We start from the raw sequence: 16463 nt of genomic DNA, 5'->3' as shown, positions 1-16463 counted from the left end.
GCCGATAATGGGGCATGAGCCCGTCGAAAATCTACGACACCCTGATCATTGGCGGCGGACCGGGCGGACTGACCGCCGCGATCTACCTGCGCCGCTTCCGGCGCGACATTGTTGTCGTCGACAAGGGTAACAGCCGCCTGCAACTGATCCCCGTCACCCATAACTTTCCCGGCTTCCCGGACGGCATCCAGGGCACCCAGTTGCTCGACAACCTGCGCAGCCAGCTGGGGCGCTACGGCGGCCACGTTACCGAAGGCGAGGTCACCAGCCTCACACGTGTCGCTGATTATTTCACCGCAGAATTTGAAGGCGGCCAGTTCCATGCGCGCACCGTCCTGCTCTCGACCGGGATTGCCGACGCCGGGATGCCGATTGAGAACTGGCATGAGGCCATTGCCAGCGGTGCCGTCAGGCTGTGCCCGGTATGCGACGGCTTCGACGTGCTCGACAAGCGCATCGCGGTGATCGGCGCGCCAGAGAACTGCGTGGGACATTCGCTGTTCCTGCGCACCTTCTCCAACGACATCACCTTGTTCGAGCGCGACACCAGCACCTGCCCGATCGGCAAGGACCAGCAGCGCCTGGACGAAGCGAACATCCGGCGGATCGAATCGCCACTGCTGGGTATCACGTTGACCGAAGACATGAAGCCGGTGCTGCATACTGCCGACGGCGAGGACCATTACTTCGACGTCGTGTATCCGATGCTCGGCGAAACCGCGCGCTCCGACCTGGCGACCGCGCTGGGCGCCGAAACGACCGACTGCGCGAAGCTGGTGGTCGACCAATTCCAGGCCACCTCGGTGCCGGGGCTGTACGCAGTGGGCGACGTTGTTCGCGGGCTGAACCAGATCAGCGTCGCGGCAGGTCATGCCGCAGTGGCGGCGACGCGCATTCACAACCGTTTGCCACGCCGCTTCAGGGAGTAAAATTTACGGCGATGACCAAGCTCACCGTGCTCCCGCACCCCGAATACGCGCCAGCCGGAAACGCTATCAACGCGGCGCCGGGGACAACCATCTGCGACGCGCTGCTTGACCACGGCGTGGACATCGAACACGCCTGCGGCAAGGTCGGCGCCTGCACCACCTGCCATGTGATTGTCCAGGCGGGCTTCGACTCCCTCAACGAAGTCGACGACAACGAAGAAGACATGCTCGACCGCGCGTGGGGACTGCAACCGCATTCGCGGCTGTCGTGCCGGGCGATTGTTGCGGACGTGGACCTGGTGGTCGAGATCCCGCGCTACTCGCTGAACCTCGCCAAGGAAGTCGGATAAAAAAATCTGAACGATTGCGCGCTGTCCAAGTCTGACTGATTGGCGGCGCGAGAGCATGAACGGGCGCCGACTTTCTACAGGAGAAAAAAATATGCTAACCCGTGTGGTCACAGTCGCCGCACTAGCTGTCGGCGGATACCTGTTGTCCAGGCAAATAAAAAAGGGCTCCGGCTCGCCACGTGGCTCGACCGTCGAAGAGTCGATCGAGGTCAATGTTCCTGTCAACACTGCCTACAACCAGTGGACGCAGTTCGAAGAGTTTCCACTGTTTATGGACAGCGTTCACGAAGTTCGCCAGGTCGACAACACCCACTTGCATTGGCGAGCCGATGTCGCTGGCAAGGAAAAGGAATGGGACGCCGAGATCACCGAACAGAGCCCGGACAAGCGCATTGCGTGGAGCAGCACAAGCGGCGTGTCGAATGGCGGGGTCGTCACCTTCCATAAACTCGACGAAACAACCGCGAAAATCATGCTGCAGATGGAGTATGCGCCCGATGGCGCGGTTGAAAACATCGGTGATGTGCTGGGGGCGGTGCGCATGGAAGCGCGCCGCAACCTGGAGCGATTCAAGGCGATGATCGAAGCCCGGGGCAGGGAAACCGGGGCGTGGCGCGGAGAGGTGACGCAGCACTGAGAGCCGCCCTACGGTTCCAAGCTTATCGAGGTAGGGCGACGTCTATGCGGCGCTGGATGCGGCTTACTTCGGCCGCGTCCCCCGCTGCCTGCGCGCGCTTTTGCGCAACGCCCAGCCACATCAGCAACGGCCGCCGCCAGCCCTGTCCTGACGCCGTCTCGGTCGCCAGCACGATATCCGCAGGCCCGATCCGCCCTGCCTGCATCAATGCGCCCGCCGCGACCATGCGCGACAGCGGATCTTGTATCGCGGCCAGCACGCCGGTAGCGGCGCCCGGCACGGCGCGAACCACTGCCTGGTGCTGCTCCGGCAAAAGCGCAGCGTCCAGCCCTTGCCAGCGTCCCGTCAAATAGTCGGCATACGCACGCTCGCCCGCCGTTGCATCCGACGCAAGCGCGGCAAAGCCGGGGCACTCGTCGTACTCCAGGCTTGCGACACGGCTGGCGCAACGTACCAACTCGGCAAACGCCACCAGGTCGGGGCGGCCGGTGCTTGCAATCTCGCTGCGCGCCCGTGCGAACTCCGATTCGGCAATCGAGGTATTCCCTTTCAGCCAGGCGTCGCTGTAGCCCTTCAACGCGTCGGAGGCGTTCGACTTCCACGCCGGAGGTGCCGGCTTGCTGGCGCATCCGGCCACGGCAAATGCGACAAGTACGGTCAGTGCGGTCTTGTTCATGGAAGTTTCAGCTCCGTCTCGCGTGCAAATGGCCATTTGCGGTTGATTTCATCGATCATGCGCGTGACCTTGCGCAGGCTGGCGTCGACCTCGGCGCGCAAGGCGCCCAGGTCCTTGGTGGCGACCTTGGCGTTGGCGCCGACCTGCTGCGCTTCCGCCAGAACCGCATCGAGTTTCTTGAGCGTGCTGCTGGCGTCCTTCAGCACGGCGTTCATCTGGATGACCGCAGCCTGGGTGTCGTCCATCAGCCCCTTCTTGCCGAACACGCGCTGGTCGGCCTTGGCCAGCAGGCCGTTGACGCGGTCGAGCGTGACGATCAGCTTTTGCGCTTCGGCGTCGCTGCCAAGCGCGCCGCCCAGCAGGCCGTATTTGCCGGCGAAGCGGCCGGTCGCGGCTTCGAGGTTGGCGAGGCTGTTGTTGATCGCCGAATCGCTGCGCGTCATCGTATCGAGGTTTTCAAGCAGCGCGCGGGCGCTGGCGACCACGCGCGGAATCTCGGCGCTGGTGTCGCCGCGCAGGACCGTGCGCACGGCGTCCGGCGGCAGCGGCGCATCTTCCAGCATGCCGGTGAAGGCCTTGATGCGCGTCTCGCCGACCATGCTGCGCTCCAGCGTAAACACGCTGCTGGTCTTGAGCCACTTAGCATCGTCGCGCGGCACGTCCACCAGGATACGCGCCTTGCCGTCGGGCGCCAGTTCGACCCGCTGCACGCGGCCGATCGGGAAGCCCGCGAAGGTCATGTCCATGCCGGGAATGACGCCTTCCGAGTCGTCCGAGATCAGCACCAGCCGCTGCGTGATTTCGAACACGCCGCGCGCGTACATCACGTACAGCAGGAAGGCGACGCTCAGTGCCGCCATCAGCAGGAGCAGCGCCACCGCCTTCGCCTCGACGTGGGCGACCGCTTCCACGGGCGCGTCGGCAGCGGCGGGGGCTACGGGTTCTGTCATGTCAGTCCTCTTATATGTATTTAATGGCGAGCGAAGCCGCTTCGATCAGCAGCAGCACGAACAGCAGCCGCACCGCGCCCGGCTGCACGGTCGACGACGAGCGCAGGCCGTAGCGGTGCATCTCCAGGATCGCCGCGGTGGGAATCACCGCGACGGCCAGCCCGAACGACACGGTTTTAAAGATAAAACCGATGGTCACGGCGGGATTGAAAATGCGGCCGACGGTGCGCGTGTAATCCTGCACGCCCCAGGGCGACAGCCCGTAGACGTTAACGTAGGCGAGCACCAGCACGATGACGCTGCTGACCATCGCGAGGCTGAGCACTGCGAACGCGTTGGCGATCACCTGCGGCACCAGCTCCTGGCGCAGCCGCTCCTGCGCTCGCCTTGAGGTGTCGGGCGATGCGGCCGCCGCGACGGCCAGCGCATCGCCGACATTGAACGCCAGGCCCGCGCGCAGCGCGACGAACATCGCGGCGGTCAAGGGAATCAGCTCCAGCACCAGCACCCGCACCACCATCTCCAGCGCGTATGCCGACAGGCCGTAACTGAGCGCCGTGACGACGACGATGCGGATGATGACGAGGCTGACCAGCGCCGCCAGCGCCGTGAACCACGGCAACACCTGCCAGGTGCTGGCATAGATGAAGCGCGATGCGACGATGCGGTTGGCCCGGCTGTATGTCCTGAGCGACAGCGCCATCACCATTGCGATGGCGCCAAGGTGGATCATGTACCACCAGCTGCGCAGGATGCGGACCGCAACCATGCCCCAGTCGCGCGGCTGCGAATAAAGGAAGGAGGTAGGGCGCATCGGCTACTGGCGCCGCGCTTCCTGCACGCCGTTCACCTCGCCGATTGCGGCGAGCGCCTTTTGCAGCTGCGCGGTCGAGCCGATTTCGGCGGTGAACGTCATGCGGGCCTGGCCTTTCGCGCTTTGCGTGTTCGAGCCGATCACATTGATCTTCTCGCGCGAGAATACCTCCGAGATGTCGCGCAGCAGTCCCTGCCTGTCGCTGGCGAGGATGAACAGGTCGACCGGATAGACCGTATCCTGCCCGGTGCGTCCCCATTCTGTGTGGATCACCCGTTCCGGCGCCTTGGAACGCATCTCGGTGAAGTTCTTGCAGGTGGCCCGGTGGATCGACACGCCCTTGCCGCGCGTGACAAAGCCGACGATGCCATCCGGCGGCGCCGGCTTGCAGCACTTCGCCAGCACCGTCATCAGGCCTTCGGTGCCGACCACCAGGACGCCCGACTTGGCGCCCTGTTCGACGCTCGATGCGCGGCTCTTGTTGAGGACGACCGCGTCTTCCGGCCCGGTTGCGGCTTCTGTGTCATTCAGCGCGTGTTCGACGTGGCGCAGGCTGAATTCGTCCTTGCCGACCGAGATGAACATCTCGTCGACCTTGTTGAAGCCAAGCTTGTGCGCCAGCGCCTCCAGGTTGACCGCGGTCTTGCCTTCGCGCTGGAGTGTCTTTTCGACCAGGGCGCGCCCCTGCGACAGCGTCTCCTGCTGGTCGATCGCATTGAACCAGGCACGGACCTTGGTGCGCGTCCGCGAGCTGACGGTGTATTCGGGGTTGAGCCAGTCGCGCGAAGGCCCGGCGCTGCCCGGGGCGCCCTTGGCGGTGATGATCTCGCAGGTCTGGCCGTTCTTCAGCGGCGTATTCAACGGCACCATAATGCCGTCGACGCGCGCGCCGCGGCAGCGGTGTCCAACTTCGCTGTGCAAGTGGTAGGCGAAGTCGATCGGGGTGGCGCCGACCGGCAGTTCGAGCACGCGCGCCTGCGGCGTCAGCACGAAGATGCGGTCATCCAGCGTGGCCGATTTGAGCTTCTCGACCCATTCGCGCTGGATTTCTTCTTCCTCGACGACGGCGTCGGCCACGTCGGTCTTCCACGCCAGCAGCTGGCGCAGCCATGCGATCTTCTCGTCGTACTTCTGGCCCTTGAAGCTGGACCCGCCCTCTTCCTTGTAGCGCCAGTGCGCGGCGATGCCGTACTCGGCGAAGTTGTGCATCTCCTGGGTGCGGATCTGCACTTCGAGCGGGCGGCCGTCTTCGGCCATCACGACCGTGTGCAGCGACTGGTAGCCGTTCGGCTTCGGCCGCGAAATGTAGTCGTCGAATTCTCTCGGGATCGGCGTCCAGATATTGTGGACGATACCCAGCACCGTGTAGCAGGTTTTGATGTCGGGGACGATGACCCGGAAGGCGCGCACGTCGTACAGCTCGCTGAAATCGAGGTCCTTGCCGCGCATCTTGTTGTAGATGCTGTAGATGTGCTTCGGCCGGCCAAATACCTCGGCCTTGATGCCGGCTGCGCCCATCTCGTCCTGCAAGCGCACGATGGCCGTTTGCACGAAGCCCTCGCGCATCATGCGCTTCTCTTCCAGCATCTTGGCAATGCGCTTGTAGGTATCGGGTTCGATGAAGCGGAACGACAGGTCTTCCAGCTCCCACTTCAGCTGCCAGATGCCGAGGCGGTTGGCCAGCGGCGCGTACAGGTCGAGCGTCTCGCGCCCGTATGCGTGGGTCATGTCGTTGAACAGCTTGACGTCGGCGAAGTAGCGCAAGGTGGTTACGCACGAGGCCAGCCGCACCAGCACCACGCGCATGTCGCTCGCCATCGCCAGCAGCATCTTGCGCAGCGTTTCGACCTGGGCAACCGCGCGTTGCGATGCGCCTTTGCCGCGGCCCGTTTCCTTCTGCCCCATTGTCATGTCGCGCAGGCGGATCAGCTGGTGCACGCCGGTCACGAGGTCGGTGGCATCCTTGCCCACGCGTGCTTCCAGGCCGGCTGCGGCGTCAGGATCGAGGATCGACAATTCGAACAGCAGCCCTGCGATGCGGGTCTCCGCGTCGCTGTTCAGGTAGGCCAGCGTGCTGGCCACGCCGATCGAAAACTCGAGCGCGTTCTGGCCGGACACGCAGGCCTTGTCCTGGTAAGCGTCGCTCGCATAGGCCAGCGCCGCTTCCACGCGCGCGCTGTCCTCAGGGCCGAGACCCTGGACGAGCTGCGTCGTTGCGCTGCCAAGCGCCGCAATAGCTACCATGACGGTTTAGCGCTTGCCCGCGGTGACCACGATCTCGACCAGGCAGGCCGGGTTGGCGAGCTTCGCTTCAACGGTAGCGCGCGGCGGCGTGTGCCCCTGCGCGACCCACTCGTCCCACACCTCGTTCATGCCCGCGAAGTTGGCCATGTCGGAGATGTAGATCTGGCACATCAGGATGCAGGTCTTGTCGCTGCCCGCTTCGGTCAGCAGGCGGTCGACGTGGCTGAGCACTTCGCGGGTCTGGCCCACGATGTCGGCGCCGGTGTCTTCGGCGATCTGGCCGGCCAGGTAGATGGTGTCGTTAAATACAGCCACTTCGGAGAGGCGTTTACCTACGTGCAGTCGTGTGATTTCCATAGTCTCTTTCAGAATATCGGCCGGGCCGATTAAAAATTGTCTTGCGATTGCGATCTGGTCTTCATGCAGGAAGGTCGGCGCATGGCCGACGTTCGGAATTTCGACCAGCGTGGCCTTCGGACCGCGGCGCGTCATTTCCTGAGCCGTCGCGTGCGACAGCAGATCGGACTGGGCGCCACGCACCAGCAGCGTCGGGCAGCGGATCGCATCGTAGGCTGCCCACAGCATGCACTCGTCGGCCTTCGCCGTCTCCGGCGTGCTGGACCTGAACGGCTGCGCCAGCCCCATGTCGTAATGGCGCACCCACTGGCCGCCCTGCTCCTCGCGCAGCACGTCGCTGGCCAGCTTGTGCCACTCGTCGTCGGTGTGCTCGCCGAACGACAGCGACACTTCGCGGACAAATGTCGCCGCCTTGTCGAAGTCCGGGAACTTCAGCACCTGGCCGATGTAGTCGCCAATGCGCTGCAGCGCGGTGGTGTCCAGCGACGGGCCGATGTCGTTCAGCACCAGCTTGCGGATCGGGTTGTGCGGCAGCGAAGCGAGCGCCATGCCGATCAGGCCGCCCATCGAAGTGCCGAACCAGTCGACGCTGGTACCGGGGACCGCGCTCACGCGCGCAATCAGCGTCACCATATCGCTGACGTATTGCGGCACCCGGTACAGCTCCGGATTGGCCAGCTTGCCGGAGCGGCCGCGTCCGACGACGTCCGGGCACACCACGCGGTAGTCGCCGCACAGCGCGCGCGCCAGGTTATCGAAGTCGTCGCCGACGCGCGTCACGCCGTGCACGCACACCAGCACCTTCGGATTGTTCTCGTCGCCCCACTCCTTGTACGACATCTCGTGCAAGCCGGCCGGGGAAATGCACTGGACGGATTTTATTCTTGGTTCAACCATGCCGATTCCTATCAAGGCGGATATCCGTCGCCGTTATCCAGTCTAACGGCCTGACGTCTGGCAAAACCCACATTTTACCCGGCGTTGCGATTAGAATTCTACCAATGTGTAGCGCACCGCGCTGCCTATCCGTCTCCAGCCAACCATTCTCTCAGAGGACACAATGAATACAAGCATGTTAAGTGGCAAAACGGCACTTGTCACCGGCTCCACCTCCGGCATCGGCCTGGGCATTGCCCGCACCTTGGCCCAGCAAGGCGCTAACATCGTATTCAACGGTTTCGGCGACGCCCAGCAGATCGAAAAGCTGTACCGTGACGCCGGCCAGGAGTTTGGCGTGCAGACCGCTTATCACAATGCCGACATGTCCAAGCCGGCCGAGATCGAAGCGATGATGAAGTTCGCCGATGAAAAGTTCGGCGGCGTCGATATCCTCGTCAACAATGCGGGGATTCAGCATGTGTCGAACATTGAAGATTTTCCGATTGAGAAGTGGGACGCGATTATCGCGATCAACCTGACCTCGGCTTTCCACACGACGCGCCTGGCGCTGCCGGGCATGAAGCAGAAGAACTGGGGACGCATTATCAACCTCGCGTCGGTGCACGGACTGGTTGGGTCGGCGCAGAAGTCGGCGTATGTCGCGTCGAAGCATGGGCTGGTTGGCTTTACCAAGGTGACGGCGCTGGAGACGGCGCACACCGGTGTGACGTGTAATGCGATTTGCCCGGGCTGGGTGCTGACGCCGCTGGTGCAGAAGCAGGTGGATGACCGTGCCGCGCGCGAGGGACTGAGCAATGATGCGGCCAAGAAGGCGCTGCTGGCCGAGAAGCAGCCGTCGGGCGAGTTTGTAACGCCGGAGGAGTTGGGTGCGCTGGCGGTGTTCTTCTGTAGCCCGGCCGGTGGACAGGTACGCGGTGTGGCGTGGAATATGGATGGCGGTTGGGTGGCGCAGTAAGCGTTCCCGTCTGCTCACGGCGGGTGCGGTTCCCTTACCCGCCGTGAGTCGCCAATAACGAACTACCGAATCCCGCTCGCCAACCTCGGCGACGACAACAACTGCTTGAACGCCGCCCACTTCTGCGCCTTCGCCTTCGCCGGATCCATCGACGTCACGTGCCGTTCCACGTACTTCGCCACCAGGTCCTTACCCAGGTTGTAATTGATCACATACCCGCGCAGTCCGTCGTAGAAACTCACGCGCTGGTTCGCCTTCTCCGGCGGATACAGCTGCACATTCACCAGCCAGTCAATGGTCTGCTCTTTGGTCCACTTCCCGTCCAGGTAATTCATCGCCGCGTCGTTATCCGCATAGCTCAGCTTGCCGAGCAGCTTACGCAGGTCCGCATACTTCTTCGCGAGCTTCGGATCCAGTCCCGCCATCGGGAACAGCACATCGCGCTCGAACGCCAGCCGCTCGGCTTCGCTGAACGCCATCTCAATGCCGTAGTTCGCGCTGCCTTCGGCAATCAGGGACATCGGCGAATACAGCGGATACACGCTGAACTCGTTCCAGCCCTTGTCCTTCACCAGCGACTTTTCCAGCAGTGCGTTGTACGCGTGATGCCCCGGATACCCTTCATGGCAGCCCAGGTCAACCGCGCGGTCGATATAGATCGGGAATTCGGTGTTGATCTGGATAAGGCTCTGCGCGTTGCCCTTGTACCAGTTGTAGCCGCTCCATGGCTTGTTCGACACGAACTCGAGCACGAAGTTTTCGTTGGCCGGCAAGTCGATGTACTTGGCGCTGCGCGCGCGGCATTCCTTGATCGATGCGTCGAACACCGGCTTCAGCTTGTCCTTCGGGATCACCATCTTCGCCCGGAAGGCGGCGAGGCGCTCAGGCACCGTGCCTTTGCCTGGCAAGAGTTTGTCGATCTCGGCAACCAGCTTCATGTAATGCGCGCGGTCGTGATGCGGCGACACGGCATCGTACAGGCGCGCGGTCTCGTCGTCGAAGCTGAACTTCTTCCCGTTCAGCATATCGATGCGCGTCAGCATCGAGCTTAGCTGCTTGTTGAGGAATTCGATGCGCAGGGCGTCGTCCGGGTTGGCGGCTTTCTGCGTAGCGAGGTCCTTCAAAGCGCCATCGACTTCATCGCGGATCGTCGCCAGGGTCTTCTTGTTGTCGGTCGCCTGCTTTTGCAGCTCCGGCGGTCCGTAGTAGGCATCGACATACGACGAATCATGCACGCCAACCGCCAGCACCAGGTTCATGTACCGATCCGCGACATCTTGCACTGAAGCGGCAAATGCGGAGCTTGCGAACAGCATCGCGACAGCACCAACGATTTTCTTTTTCATTCTTCACCCGATAAATGGTTATCCCAGGAAAAATTATAGCCGGGATGCCGACAATCCCTGCGGATATCCACAATAGCTCGGTGTCGGCATCTGGTTAATTATGGCGACACTAAAACTCCTTACACGAGACAACGCCATGAAAAAGCCTTTCTACAAAGTACTGTATATCCAGGTACTGTTCGCCATTGCCTGCGGCATCGTGCTCGGAGTGTTCTACCCGAGCCTCGGTGTCGACATGAAGCCGCTTGGAGACGGCTTCATCAAGCTGATCAAGATGATCATCGCACCGGTAATTTTCTGTACGGTGGTGGCCGGTATCGCCGGTATGCAGGACATGAAGAAAATTGGCCGCGTCGGCGGCAAGGCTCTGCTCTACTTTGAAGTCGTGTCCACCTTCGCGCTTGCCATCGGCCTTATCGTTGCCAACCTGGTCCGCCCAGGCGCCGGCTTCAACGCCGACCCGGCCACACTCGACGCATCGGCGATCGCCCAGTACACCGACAAGGCCAAGTCGCAGAGCACCGTCGACTTCGTGCTGAACATCATCCCGAACACGGTCGTCGATGCGTTCGCCAAGGGCGACATCCTGCAAGTGCTGCTGTTCGCGATCCTGTTCGGCTTCTCGCTGTCGATGCTCGGCGAGCGCGGCCGTCCGATCACCCGCGCCATCGACGAGCTGTCGCACGTGATCTTCGGCATCGTCAACATGGTGATGAAGCTGGCGCCAATCGGTGCATTCGGCGCGATGGCTTTCACCATCGGCAAATACGGCCTGGCATCGCTGGTACCGCTGGCAAAGCTGATGGGCTCGTTCTACCTGACCTGCGCGCTGTTCGTGTTCATCGTGCTCGGCTTCATCGCCCGCGTGACCGGCTTCTCGATCTTCAAGTTCATCGCCTACATCAAGGAAGAACTGCTGATCGTGCTCGGCACCAGCTCGTCGGAAAGCGCGCTGCCGGCCCTGATGCGCAAGCTTGAGAAACTCGGCTGCTCGAAGCCGGTCGTCGGCCTGGTCGTGCCGACCGGCTACTCGTTCAACCTGGACGGCACCAACATCTACATGACGATGGCCGCCCTGTTCGTGGCGCAGGCAACCAATACCGACCTGACCTTCACGCAGCAGATCACCATTCTCGGCGTCGCGATGCTGACCTCGAAAGGTGCGTCAGGCATTACCGGCGCTGGCTTCATCACGCTCGCGGCAACCCTGGCGGTGGTGCCGACCATTCCGGTGGCAGGCATGGCGCTGATCCTCGGCATCGACCGCTTCATGAGCGAGTGCCGCGCGCTGACCAACTTCATCGGGAACGGTGTTGCGACTGTGGTTGTCTCGAAGTGGGAAAACGAACTGGACGAGAACCGCCTCGCGGACGAACTCGCCTCCCCGTCGCACCATCGCCATGACGATGAAGTGGCGGTCGTCCGCAAGGCCGCCTGAATCACTTCAGCCTGAAAATCATGTCAACCGGTTGGGCCAGCTTGATGATGTCGATCGACAGCAGGTCCTTCCGGTTATATGCGCTCCGCGTTCCCGATCCCGCGTAACGCGTATCGTTCGGCGCCAGGCCCATCGCCCGGCTCAGGTTCTTCAGGTCGCCGAGCGTCACAGCGGTGACCGCTCCCAGCTTCATCCCCGCCCCCTTCGCCATCGCCGCCGCCTTGCGGCGCGCTGTGTTCATCGCCAGCGCCACCAGTTCGGTCTCGACCTTCTCGCGCTCGGTCGTGTCGAACGAGGTGGCAAAGCCGTCGAGGTTCGGCATGTCGATCAGCGGCCCGACCAGTCCGGCCCACTTCGACAGGTCGGCGACCTTGATGTGGACGCCTGAACGCAGGTCGTAGCCTGGCGTTGCGCCATCCGCGTCAGTGCCTTTTTTCACATCCTTGCGTATATCCCGGATCTCGACATCCTCGGCCGGCACGCCCAGTCCCTCGGCCAGCGCGCGGATCTGCGCGATGCGGCTCTCCACCACCGCCCGCGCGGCCGCCGGGTCGCGATCGTGCGCAATGATCTCAAAGTCGATCTCGCCTACGTCCGGCATCACCGAAGTTGCCCCGGTACCGCTGGCGTGCACGAACGGGTAGGCTGGCAAGTCTGACGCCGCGGCGGAAAACGGAATGGTACTCAGCGCGGCGATGAGGGCGACGATCTTGAACATGGAGTCTCCAGGCAGTTAAGTGATATTGAAAAGCCGCAGCATAATTCACGTAGACAACATTGTCTACGATATTTCAACGCGTTTCACTGGCTAATGAGTTTTTGTAGACAAGCGTGTCTAGACAGATTAATCTACGAATTATCGAGATCAGAAGGACTGCCATGGCCAAGACCCCTGCCACCCCCAAGCCCACCGCTGCCGAACTTGACCTGCTCCAGGTCCTGTGGCCGCTCGGATCGGCAACCGCCAAGCAAGTGCACCAGGAAATCCAGAAGCAGCGCCCTGACGTGACCTACGCGACGGTGTTGCGGCTGATGCAGATCATGCACACCAAGGGCATCCTCATCCGCGACGAATCGGAACGCTCGCATGTGTACGCACCGGCGCAGGCGCAGGATTCGCTGCAGACCAACCTGCTCAAGGACCTGATCCAGAAAGCATTTTCCGGATCGGCCAAGGCGCTGGTGCTGGCGGCGCTGCGCAGCGGCATCTCCAAAAAAGAGCGTGAAGAGATCGAAAAGCTGCTGAAGGAGGAGGATAAATGAGCCCGTACGCCTCGATGGTCGTCAGCAGCTTCGGCTGGACACTGGTGCATTTCCTCTGGCAAGGCCTGCTGCTTGGCTGCGCCACCGCCGTGCTGCTGACCCTGATGCGCAACACGCGCCCGGAACATCGCTATACCGTTGCCTGCACCGCCCTGTTCCTCTGCCTTGCCTGGCCTGCGATCGAGTTTTACTTGCGGATGCAGGATGCCAGTGCCGCCGTTGCACTCGCAGAACCGGCCGGCGGTTGGGCTACGGCTCCGGGCAAGCGCGCCGAGGACATCACAAGCTACCTGCAAGGCAACCTGGCCTGGATCGTCGCGCTCTGGGCGGTGTGCGCTGGCGTGCTCGCGGTCCGTATCGGGCTCGGTCTGCTGTGGGTGAAGCGTGCGGCTCACCAGTACAGCGGCAACGTCCACTGGCAGGGCCGTGTCGACCGCATGGCGGCGCAGTTCGGGATCACCCGAAAGGTCCGCCTGCGCGTGGTTGAAAACCTGGCCAGCCCGATCACCGCCGGATGGTGGCGCCCGCTCGTGCTGGTCCCCGCCTCGTTGATCAGCGGGATGCCCGCGCACCTGCTCGAAGCGCTGCTGGCGCACGAGATGGCGCACGTCCGCCGCTTCGATTATTTGGTGAACCTCGGCCAGAACGTGGTCGAGACCCTGCTGTTCTATCACCCGGCCGTGTGGTGGATTTCCGGCCGCGTCCGTGAAGAACGCGAACAGATTGCAGACGATATCGCTGCATCGCAGTTGGGCGAGCCGCGCAGGCTGGCGCTTGCCCTTTCCGAACTGGAGCGCTTCCAGTTCTCATCACATCACCTTGCCCAAGCAGCCAACGGCGGAGACCTCATGACCCGCATCAAACGCCTGATCCGCCCTGACACCCAAGCCCTGAACTGGAAGGCTGCCATTCCCGTGCTGGGACTCGCCGCCGCATGCCTGAGCTTGTATGCCAATGCAGCGCCGGACGCAGCTAAAGCGGAAAAGACCCGCGCTGTTGCTGACTTCAAATCCTGCGCCAAGCCAGTCTGGCCGGCGGAATCGCTGAAGAACGAAAACCAGGGAACGGTGACGCTGTCTTTCCTTGTTGGCGTGGATGGCAAGGTCAAGGATTCGGCCATTAAAAAGAGCAGCGGTTTCGCCCCCCTTGATGAGGCGGCGCGCAGCGGCATTGCCAAATGCAGCTTCAAGCCGGCAACTGTCGCTGGCCAGCCGGTGGAAGACTGGATGATGATGCAGTATATGTGGACGCTGAAGTAAGCGTTTCACGAAAAAGAAACGGGGTGCAATCTTGCACCCCGTTTCTCATTTCAGCGGCAGCCTTTAAACCGCGCTGGTATCCAGCGTCGCCTGCGTTGCCTCGACAACCTGTTCCTTGGTCACGCCGGGCGCGAGCTCAATCAGCTTCAGTCCGCCGCCTTCGCTCACTTCGATGACGCCGAGGTCGGTGATGATCAGGTCGACCACACCGACGCCGGTCAGCGGCAGGTCGCACTTGTGCAGGATCTTCGGCGAGGTCGAGCCGTCCTTGGCGGTGGCGACGTGCTCCATCACCACGACGACGCGCTTGACGCCGGCGACCAGGTCCATCGCGCCGCCCATGCCCTTGACCATTTTGCCTGGAATCATCCAGTTGGCCAGGTCGCCCTTTTCCGACACTTGCATCGCGCCCAGGATCGCCAGGTTGATCTTGCCGCCGCGGATCATGCCGAAGGAATCGGCCGAGCTGAAGTAGGCCGAGCCGGCCAGCGCCGTCACGGTCTGCTTGCCGGCGTTGATCAGGTCGGCGTCCACCTCCGCTTCGGTCGGGAACGGGCCGATGCCGAGCAGGCCGTTTTCCGACTGCAGGAACACTTCGATATCTTGCGGCACATAGTTCGCCACCAGGGTCGGCAGGCCGATGCCGAGGTTCACGTAGAAGCCGTCTTTCAGTTCTTTCGCCGCGCGCGCGGCCATTTGATCACGAGTCCAAGCCATGTTCTTCTCCGGATTCTGTCTTAGTTGGCACGCACGGTGCGCTGTTCGATGCGCTTTTCCGGCGTTGGGTTGACGACAATGCGGTGCACGAAGATGCTCGGCAGGTGCACCTGGTCCGGATCGATTTCGCCCACTTCGACCAGCTTCTCGACTTCGACGACGGTGATCTTGCCCGCCTGCGCCACGTTCGGATTGAAGTTGCGCGCGGTTTTGCGGAACACCAGGTTGCCGGCGCGGTCTGCCATATAGGCCTTGACCAGCGAGACATCGGCGACCAGGCTGCGCTCCATGACGTACTGTTCGCCGTCGAATTCGCGCACTTCCTTGCCGTCGGCAACGATGGTGCCGACGCCGGTCTTGGTGAAGAACGCCGGGATGCCGGCGCCGCCTGCGCGCAGCTTTTCAGCCAGCGTGCCTTGCGGGGTGAATTCGAGTTCCAGTTCGCCGGCCAGGTACTGGCGCGCGAATTCCTTGTTTTCGCCCACGTACGACGAGATCATCTTCTTGATCTGGCGCGTGGTCAGCAGCTGCCCGAGACCGAAGTCGTCGACGCCGGCATTGTTCGAGATGGCGGTCAGGCCGGTGACGCCGGAATCGCGCAGCGCGAGGATCAGCGCTTCCGGAATCCCGCACAAACCGAAGCCGCCGACCGCGATGGTCTGGCCGTCTTTGACGATGCCCGCCAGCGCGGACGCCGCATCAGGATAAACTTTATTCATTCCTGTGTCCCTTATTATGGTTAACTGCTGAGTAGATTCTCAGCATAAAATATGGCAGCTAAAAGTACAATACCGTAGAAATACTCGCAACCAACAACCCTGCCGCACCTTAATTTTCATCAGATGACCGTATCCTACGCTATTGATTACGAAACGATATTCAAGCACGCGCCGGTAGGCATGTGCATCTCGGTCAACCGCGTGATCCAGTCGTGCAATGAGGCGCTGACGTCGATGTTCGGCTACGCCGGCTCCGATCTGGACGGCAAGTCGTTCCAGGTACTTTATCCCACGATGGACGAGTTCCTGCGCACCGGCGACCGGATTATTCCTATTATGAATACAAAAGGCCGATATTCGGACGAACGTATCATGAGGAGGAACAATGGTGAACTGTTCTGGTGCCACGTCAGCGGCCGCGCGCTGGACCCGAAGGATCCGCTGGGGCCAGGCGTGTGGACGTTCGAGGATGTCAGCGAGAAGCGACCGGTGACGGCCGAGCTGACCCCGCGCGAGCGCGAAATCGCCGCGCTGCTGGTCGAAGGCAAGACGAGCAAGGTCATCGCCCGCGATACCGGCCTCAGCCCGCGCACGGTGGAGATGCACCGCGCCAAGCTGATGCGCAAATTCAGCGCCGCGACCTCGTCGGAACTGGTGCACAAGCTGGTCGGCGTCTCGCGCTAGCAAGCATGAAATTCAGTATCTACGGCCGCTTTCAACTGGATGTACGGCGCGAGAACGATGCCTGGGAGGTGTACCACCTCGAACCTGGCAAGCGCGCGAAGGTAAATGACCTGGTCATTCCGCCCACGCTGGACGCGGACGAACTCGCGACCTACCTGGATGATATTTTCCATGAGCTGGCCGGACCCGGCCAGAGCGTACAGCTCATGCCCTGACGTGGCGGAC

The 16463-nt window shown here is 62.3% G+C and carries 18 protein-coding genes and 1 pseudogene; 9 read left to right on the top strand and 10 right to left on the bottom strand.

What is annotated here, in order from left to right; genetic code table 11:
* The first annotated feature begins 14 nt into the window (after positions 1–14).
* The 3 genes from HHL21_RS02745 to HHL21_RS02735 all read left to right on the top strand — a co-directional run bounded on the left by HHL21_RS02745 (position 15) and on the right by HHL21_RS02735 (position 1916).
* The gene (locus HHL21_RS02745) at positions 15–929 is read left to right on the top strand and encodes an NAD(P)/FAD-dependent oxidoreductase (RefSeq protein ID WP_169463694.1); all 915 of its coding nucleotides are present in this window, start codon (positions 15–17) and stop codon (positions 927–929) included.
* 11 nt (positions 930–940) lie between these two features.
* Positions 941–1279: an ISC system 2Fe-2S type ferredoxin gene (gene fdx, locus HHL21_RS02740; RefSeq protein ID WP_169463693.1), complete on the top strand. Its 339-nt coding sequence runs from the start codon at positions 941–943 to the stop codon at positions 1277–1279.
* Between the two features lie 91 nt (positions 1280–1370).
* A complete protein-coding gene (locus tag HHL21_RS02735; protein ID WP_169463692.1) occupies positions 1371–1916 on the top strand; it encodes an SRPBCC family protein in 546 nt (181 codons plus the stop codon).
* Positions 1917–1938: 22 nt separating this feature from the next.
* Here the strand turns inward: HHL21_RS02735 and HHL21_RS02730 are convergent, their stop codons facing one another.
* The 6 genes and pseudogenes from HHL21_RS02730 to HHL21_RS02705 form a co-directional block, all read right to left on the bottom strand.
* The gene (locus HHL21_RS02730) at positions 1939–2592 is read right to left on the bottom strand and encodes a hypothetical protein (RefSeq protein ID WP_229495888.1); all 654 of its coding nucleotides are present in this window, start codon (positions 2590–2592) and stop codon (positions 1939–1941) included.
* Complete coding sequence (locus tag HHL21_RS02725) at positions 2589–3542, bottom strand: MlaD family protein (RefSeq protein ID WP_169463690.1); 954 nt, start codon at positions 3540–3542, stop codon at positions 2589–2591. Before HHL21_RS02725 ends, HHL21_RS02730 begins: the two co-directional genes overlap by 4 nt.
* A 10-nt stretch (positions 3543–3552) precedes the next feature.
* Positions 3553–4356, bottom strand: a complete 804-nt coding sequence (locus tag HHL21_RS02720) for an MlaE family ABC transporter permease (protein ID WP_169463689.1) — start codon at positions 4354–4356, stop codon at positions 3553–3555.
* A 3-nt stretch (positions 4357–4359) separates the two neighbouring features.
* Entirely contained in the window at positions 4360–6600 is a 2241-nt protein-coding gene (locus tag HHL21_RS02715) for a RelA/SpoT family protein (RefSeq protein WP_169463688.1), read from the bottom strand.
* Positions 6601–6606: 6 nt separating this feature from the next.
* Positions 6607–6957: a RidA family protein gene (locus HHL21_RS21525; RefSeq protein ID WP_169463921.1), complete on the bottom strand. Its 351-nt coding sequence runs from the start codon at positions 6955–6957 to the stop codon at positions 6607–6609.
* 24 nt (positions 6958–6981) lie between these two features.
* Positions 6982–7854: pseudogene (locus HHL21_RS02705) on the bottom strand (alpha/beta fold hydrolase); the annotation flags it as partial.
* A 175-nt stretch (positions 7855–8029) separates the two neighbouring features.
* Here HHL21_RS02705 and HHL21_RS02700 point away from each other — a divergent pair.
* Positions 8030–8812, top strand: a complete 783-nt coding sequence (locus HHL21_RS02700; protein WP_206085522.1) for a 3-hydroxybutyrate dehydrogenase — start codon at positions 8030–8032, stop codon at positions 8810–8812.
* A 62-nt stretch (positions 8813–8874) separates the two neighbouring features.
* On the opposite strand, the gene HHL21_RS02695 is transcribed toward HHL21_RS02700, so the two are convergent.
* Entirely contained in the window at positions 8875–10158 is a 1284-nt protein-coding gene (locus tag HHL21_RS02695; protein WP_206085520.1) for a DUF885 domain-containing protein, read from the bottom strand.
* A gap of 136 nt (positions 10159–10294) precedes the next feature.
* Between HHL21_RS02695 and HHL21_RS02690 the strand changes: the two genes are divergently transcribed.
* Complete coding sequence (locus tag HHL21_RS02690) at positions 10295–11596, top strand: dicarboxylate/amino acid:cation symporter (RefSeq protein WP_169463686.1); 1302 nt, start codon at positions 10295–10297, stop codon at positions 11594–11596.
* 1 nt (position 11597) lies between these two features.
* Here HHL21_RS02690 and HHL21_RS02685 read toward each other — a convergent pair whose 3' ends face one another.
* Positions 11598–12314: an SIMPL domain-containing protein gene (locus HHL21_RS02685; protein WP_169463685.1), complete on the bottom strand. Its 717-nt coding sequence runs from the start codon at positions 12312–12314 to the stop codon at positions 11598–11600.
* A 161-nt stretch (positions 12315–12475) separates the two neighbouring features.
* Between HHL21_RS02685 and HHL21_RS02680 the strand changes: the two genes are divergently transcribed.
* Together HHL21_RS02680 and HHL21_RS02675 are read left to right on the top strand one after the other, a co-directional pair.
* The gene (locus HHL21_RS02680) at positions 12476–12859 is read left to right on the top strand and encodes a BlaI/MecI/CopY family transcriptional regulator (RefSeq protein ID WP_169463684.1); all 384 of its coding nucleotides are present in this window, start codon (positions 12476–12478) and stop codon (positions 12857–12859) included.
* The gene (locus tag HHL21_RS02675; protein ID WP_169463683.1) at positions 12856–14118 is read left to right on the top strand and encodes a M56 family metallopeptidase; all 1263 of its coding nucleotides are present in this window, start codon (positions 12856–12858) and stop codon (positions 14116–14118) included. Before HHL21_RS02680 ends, HHL21_RS02675 begins: the two co-directional genes overlap by 4 nt.
* Before the next feature lie 63 nt (positions 14119–14181).
* Here HHL21_RS02675 and HHL21_RS02670 read toward each other — a convergent pair whose 3' ends face one another.
* Together HHL21_RS02670 and HHL21_RS02665 are read right to left on the bottom strand one after the other, a co-directional pair.
* Positions 14182–14835, bottom strand: coding sequence for a 3-oxoacid CoA-transferase subunit B (locus HHL21_RS02670; protein WP_169463682.1), 654 nt, complete (start codon positions 14833–14835; stop codon positions 14182–14184).
* Positions 14836–14855: 20 nt separating this feature from the next.
* Positions 14856–15554 (bottom strand): CoA transferase subunit A, encoded by a 699-nt coding sequence (locus tag HHL21_RS02665; RefSeq protein WP_169463681.1) that lies wholly within the window; start codon positions 15552–15554, stop codon positions 14856–14858.
* Positions 15555–15677: 123 nt separating this feature from the next.
* On the opposite strand from HHL21_RS02665, the gene HHL21_RS02660 reads away from it, so the two are divergent.
* Together HHL21_RS02660 and HHL21_RS02655 are read left to right on the top strand one after the other, a co-directional pair.
* Entirely contained in the window at positions 15678–16238 is a 561-nt protein-coding gene (locus HHL21_RS02660) for a LuxR C-terminal-related transcriptional regulator (protein ID WP_169463680.1), read from the top strand.
* A 5-nt stretch (positions 16239–16243) separates the two neighbouring features.
* On the top strand, positions 16244–16453 hold the full coding sequence (locus tag HHL21_RS02655) for a DUF7661 family protein (RefSeq protein WP_169463679.1): 210 nt from the start codon (positions 16244–16246) through the stop codon (positions 16451–16453).
* Positions 16454–16463 lie beyond the last annotated feature (10 nt).

This window comes from Massilia polaris (assembly GCF_012927275.1).
In the GTDB taxonomy this organism is placed as follows: Bacteria; Pseudomonadota; Gammaproteobacteria; order Burkholderiales; family Burkholderiaceae_D; genus Telluria_A; species Telluria_A polaris.
Note: the sequence above shows the minus strand (reverse complement) of the source record. Positions and strands in the feature narration are given on the sequence as shown.

Excerpts from the sequence above, each read along its gene's own strand:
- HHL21_RS02745 (WP_169463694.1), top strand. The coding sequence starts at position 15 with ATGAGCCCGTCGAAAATCTACGACACCCTGATCATTGGCGGCGGACCG.
- fdx (WP_169463693.1), top strand. The coding sequence starts at position 941 with ATGACCAAGCTCACCGTGCTCCCGCACCCCGAATACGCGCCAGCCGGA.
- HHL21_RS02735 (WP_169463692.1), top strand. The coding sequence starts at position 1,371 with ATGCTAACCCGTGTGGTCACAGTCGCCGCACTAGCTGTCGGCGGATAC.
- HHL21_RS02730 (WP_229495888.1), bottom strand. The coding sequence starts at position 2,592 with ATGAACAAGACCGCACTGACCGTACTTGTCGCATTTGCCGTGGCCGGA.
- HHL21_RS02725 (WP_169463690.1), bottom strand. The coding sequence starts at position 3,542 with ATGACAGAACCCGTAGCCCCCGCCGCTGCCGACGCGCCCGTGGAAGCG.
- HHL21_RS02720 (WP_169463689.1), bottom strand. The coding sequence starts at position 4,356 with ATGCGCCCTACCTCCTTCCTTTATTCGCAGCCGCGCGACTGGGGCATG.
- HHL21_RS02715 (WP_169463688.1), bottom strand. The coding sequence starts at position 6,600 with ATGGTAGCTATTGCGGCGCTTGGCAGCGCAACGACGCAGCTCGTCCAG.
- HHL21_RS21525 (WP_169463921.1), bottom strand. The coding sequence starts at position 6,957 with ATGGAAATCACACGACTGCACGTAGGTAAACGCCTCTCCGAAGTGGCT.
- HHL21_RS02700 (WP_206085522.1), top strand. The coding sequence starts at position 8,030 with ATGTTAAGTGGCAAAACGGCACTTGTCACCGGCTCCACCTCCGGCATC.
- HHL21_RS02695 (WP_206085520.1), bottom strand. The coding sequence starts at position 10,158 with ATGAAAAAGAAAATCGTTGGTGCTGTCGCGATGCTGTTCGCAAGCTCC.
- HHL21_RS02690 (WP_169463686.1), top strand. The coding sequence starts at position 10,295 with ATGAAAAAGCCTTTCTACAAAGTACTGTATATCCAGGTACTGTTCGCC.
- HHL21_RS02685 (WP_169463685.1), bottom strand. The coding sequence starts at position 12,314 with ATGTTCAAGATCGTCGCCCTCATCGCCGCGCTGAGTACCATTCCGTTT.
- HHL21_RS02680 (WP_169463684.1), top strand. The coding sequence starts at position 12,476 with ATGGCCAAGACCCCTGCCACCCCCAAGCCCACCGCTGCCGAACTTGAC.
- HHL21_RS02675 (WP_169463683.1), top strand. The coding sequence starts at position 12,856 with ATGAGCCCGTACGCCTCGATGGTCGTCAGCAGCTTCGGCTGGACACTG.
- HHL21_RS02670 (WP_169463682.1), bottom strand. The coding sequence starts at position 14,835 with ATGGCTTGGACTCGTGATCAAATGGCCGCGCGCGCGGCGAAAGAACTG.
- HHL21_RS02665 (WP_169463681.1), bottom strand. The coding sequence starts at position 15,554 with ATGAATAAAGTTTATCCTGATGCGGCGTCCGCGCTGGCGGGCATCGTC.
- HHL21_RS02660 (WP_169463680.1), top strand. The coding sequence starts at position 15,678 with ATGACCGTATCCTACGCTATTGATTACGAAACGATATTCAAGCACGCG.
- HHL21_RS02655 (WP_169463679.1), top strand. The coding sequence starts at position 16,244 with ATGAAATTCAGTATCTACGGCCGCTTTCAACTGGATGTACGGCGCGAG.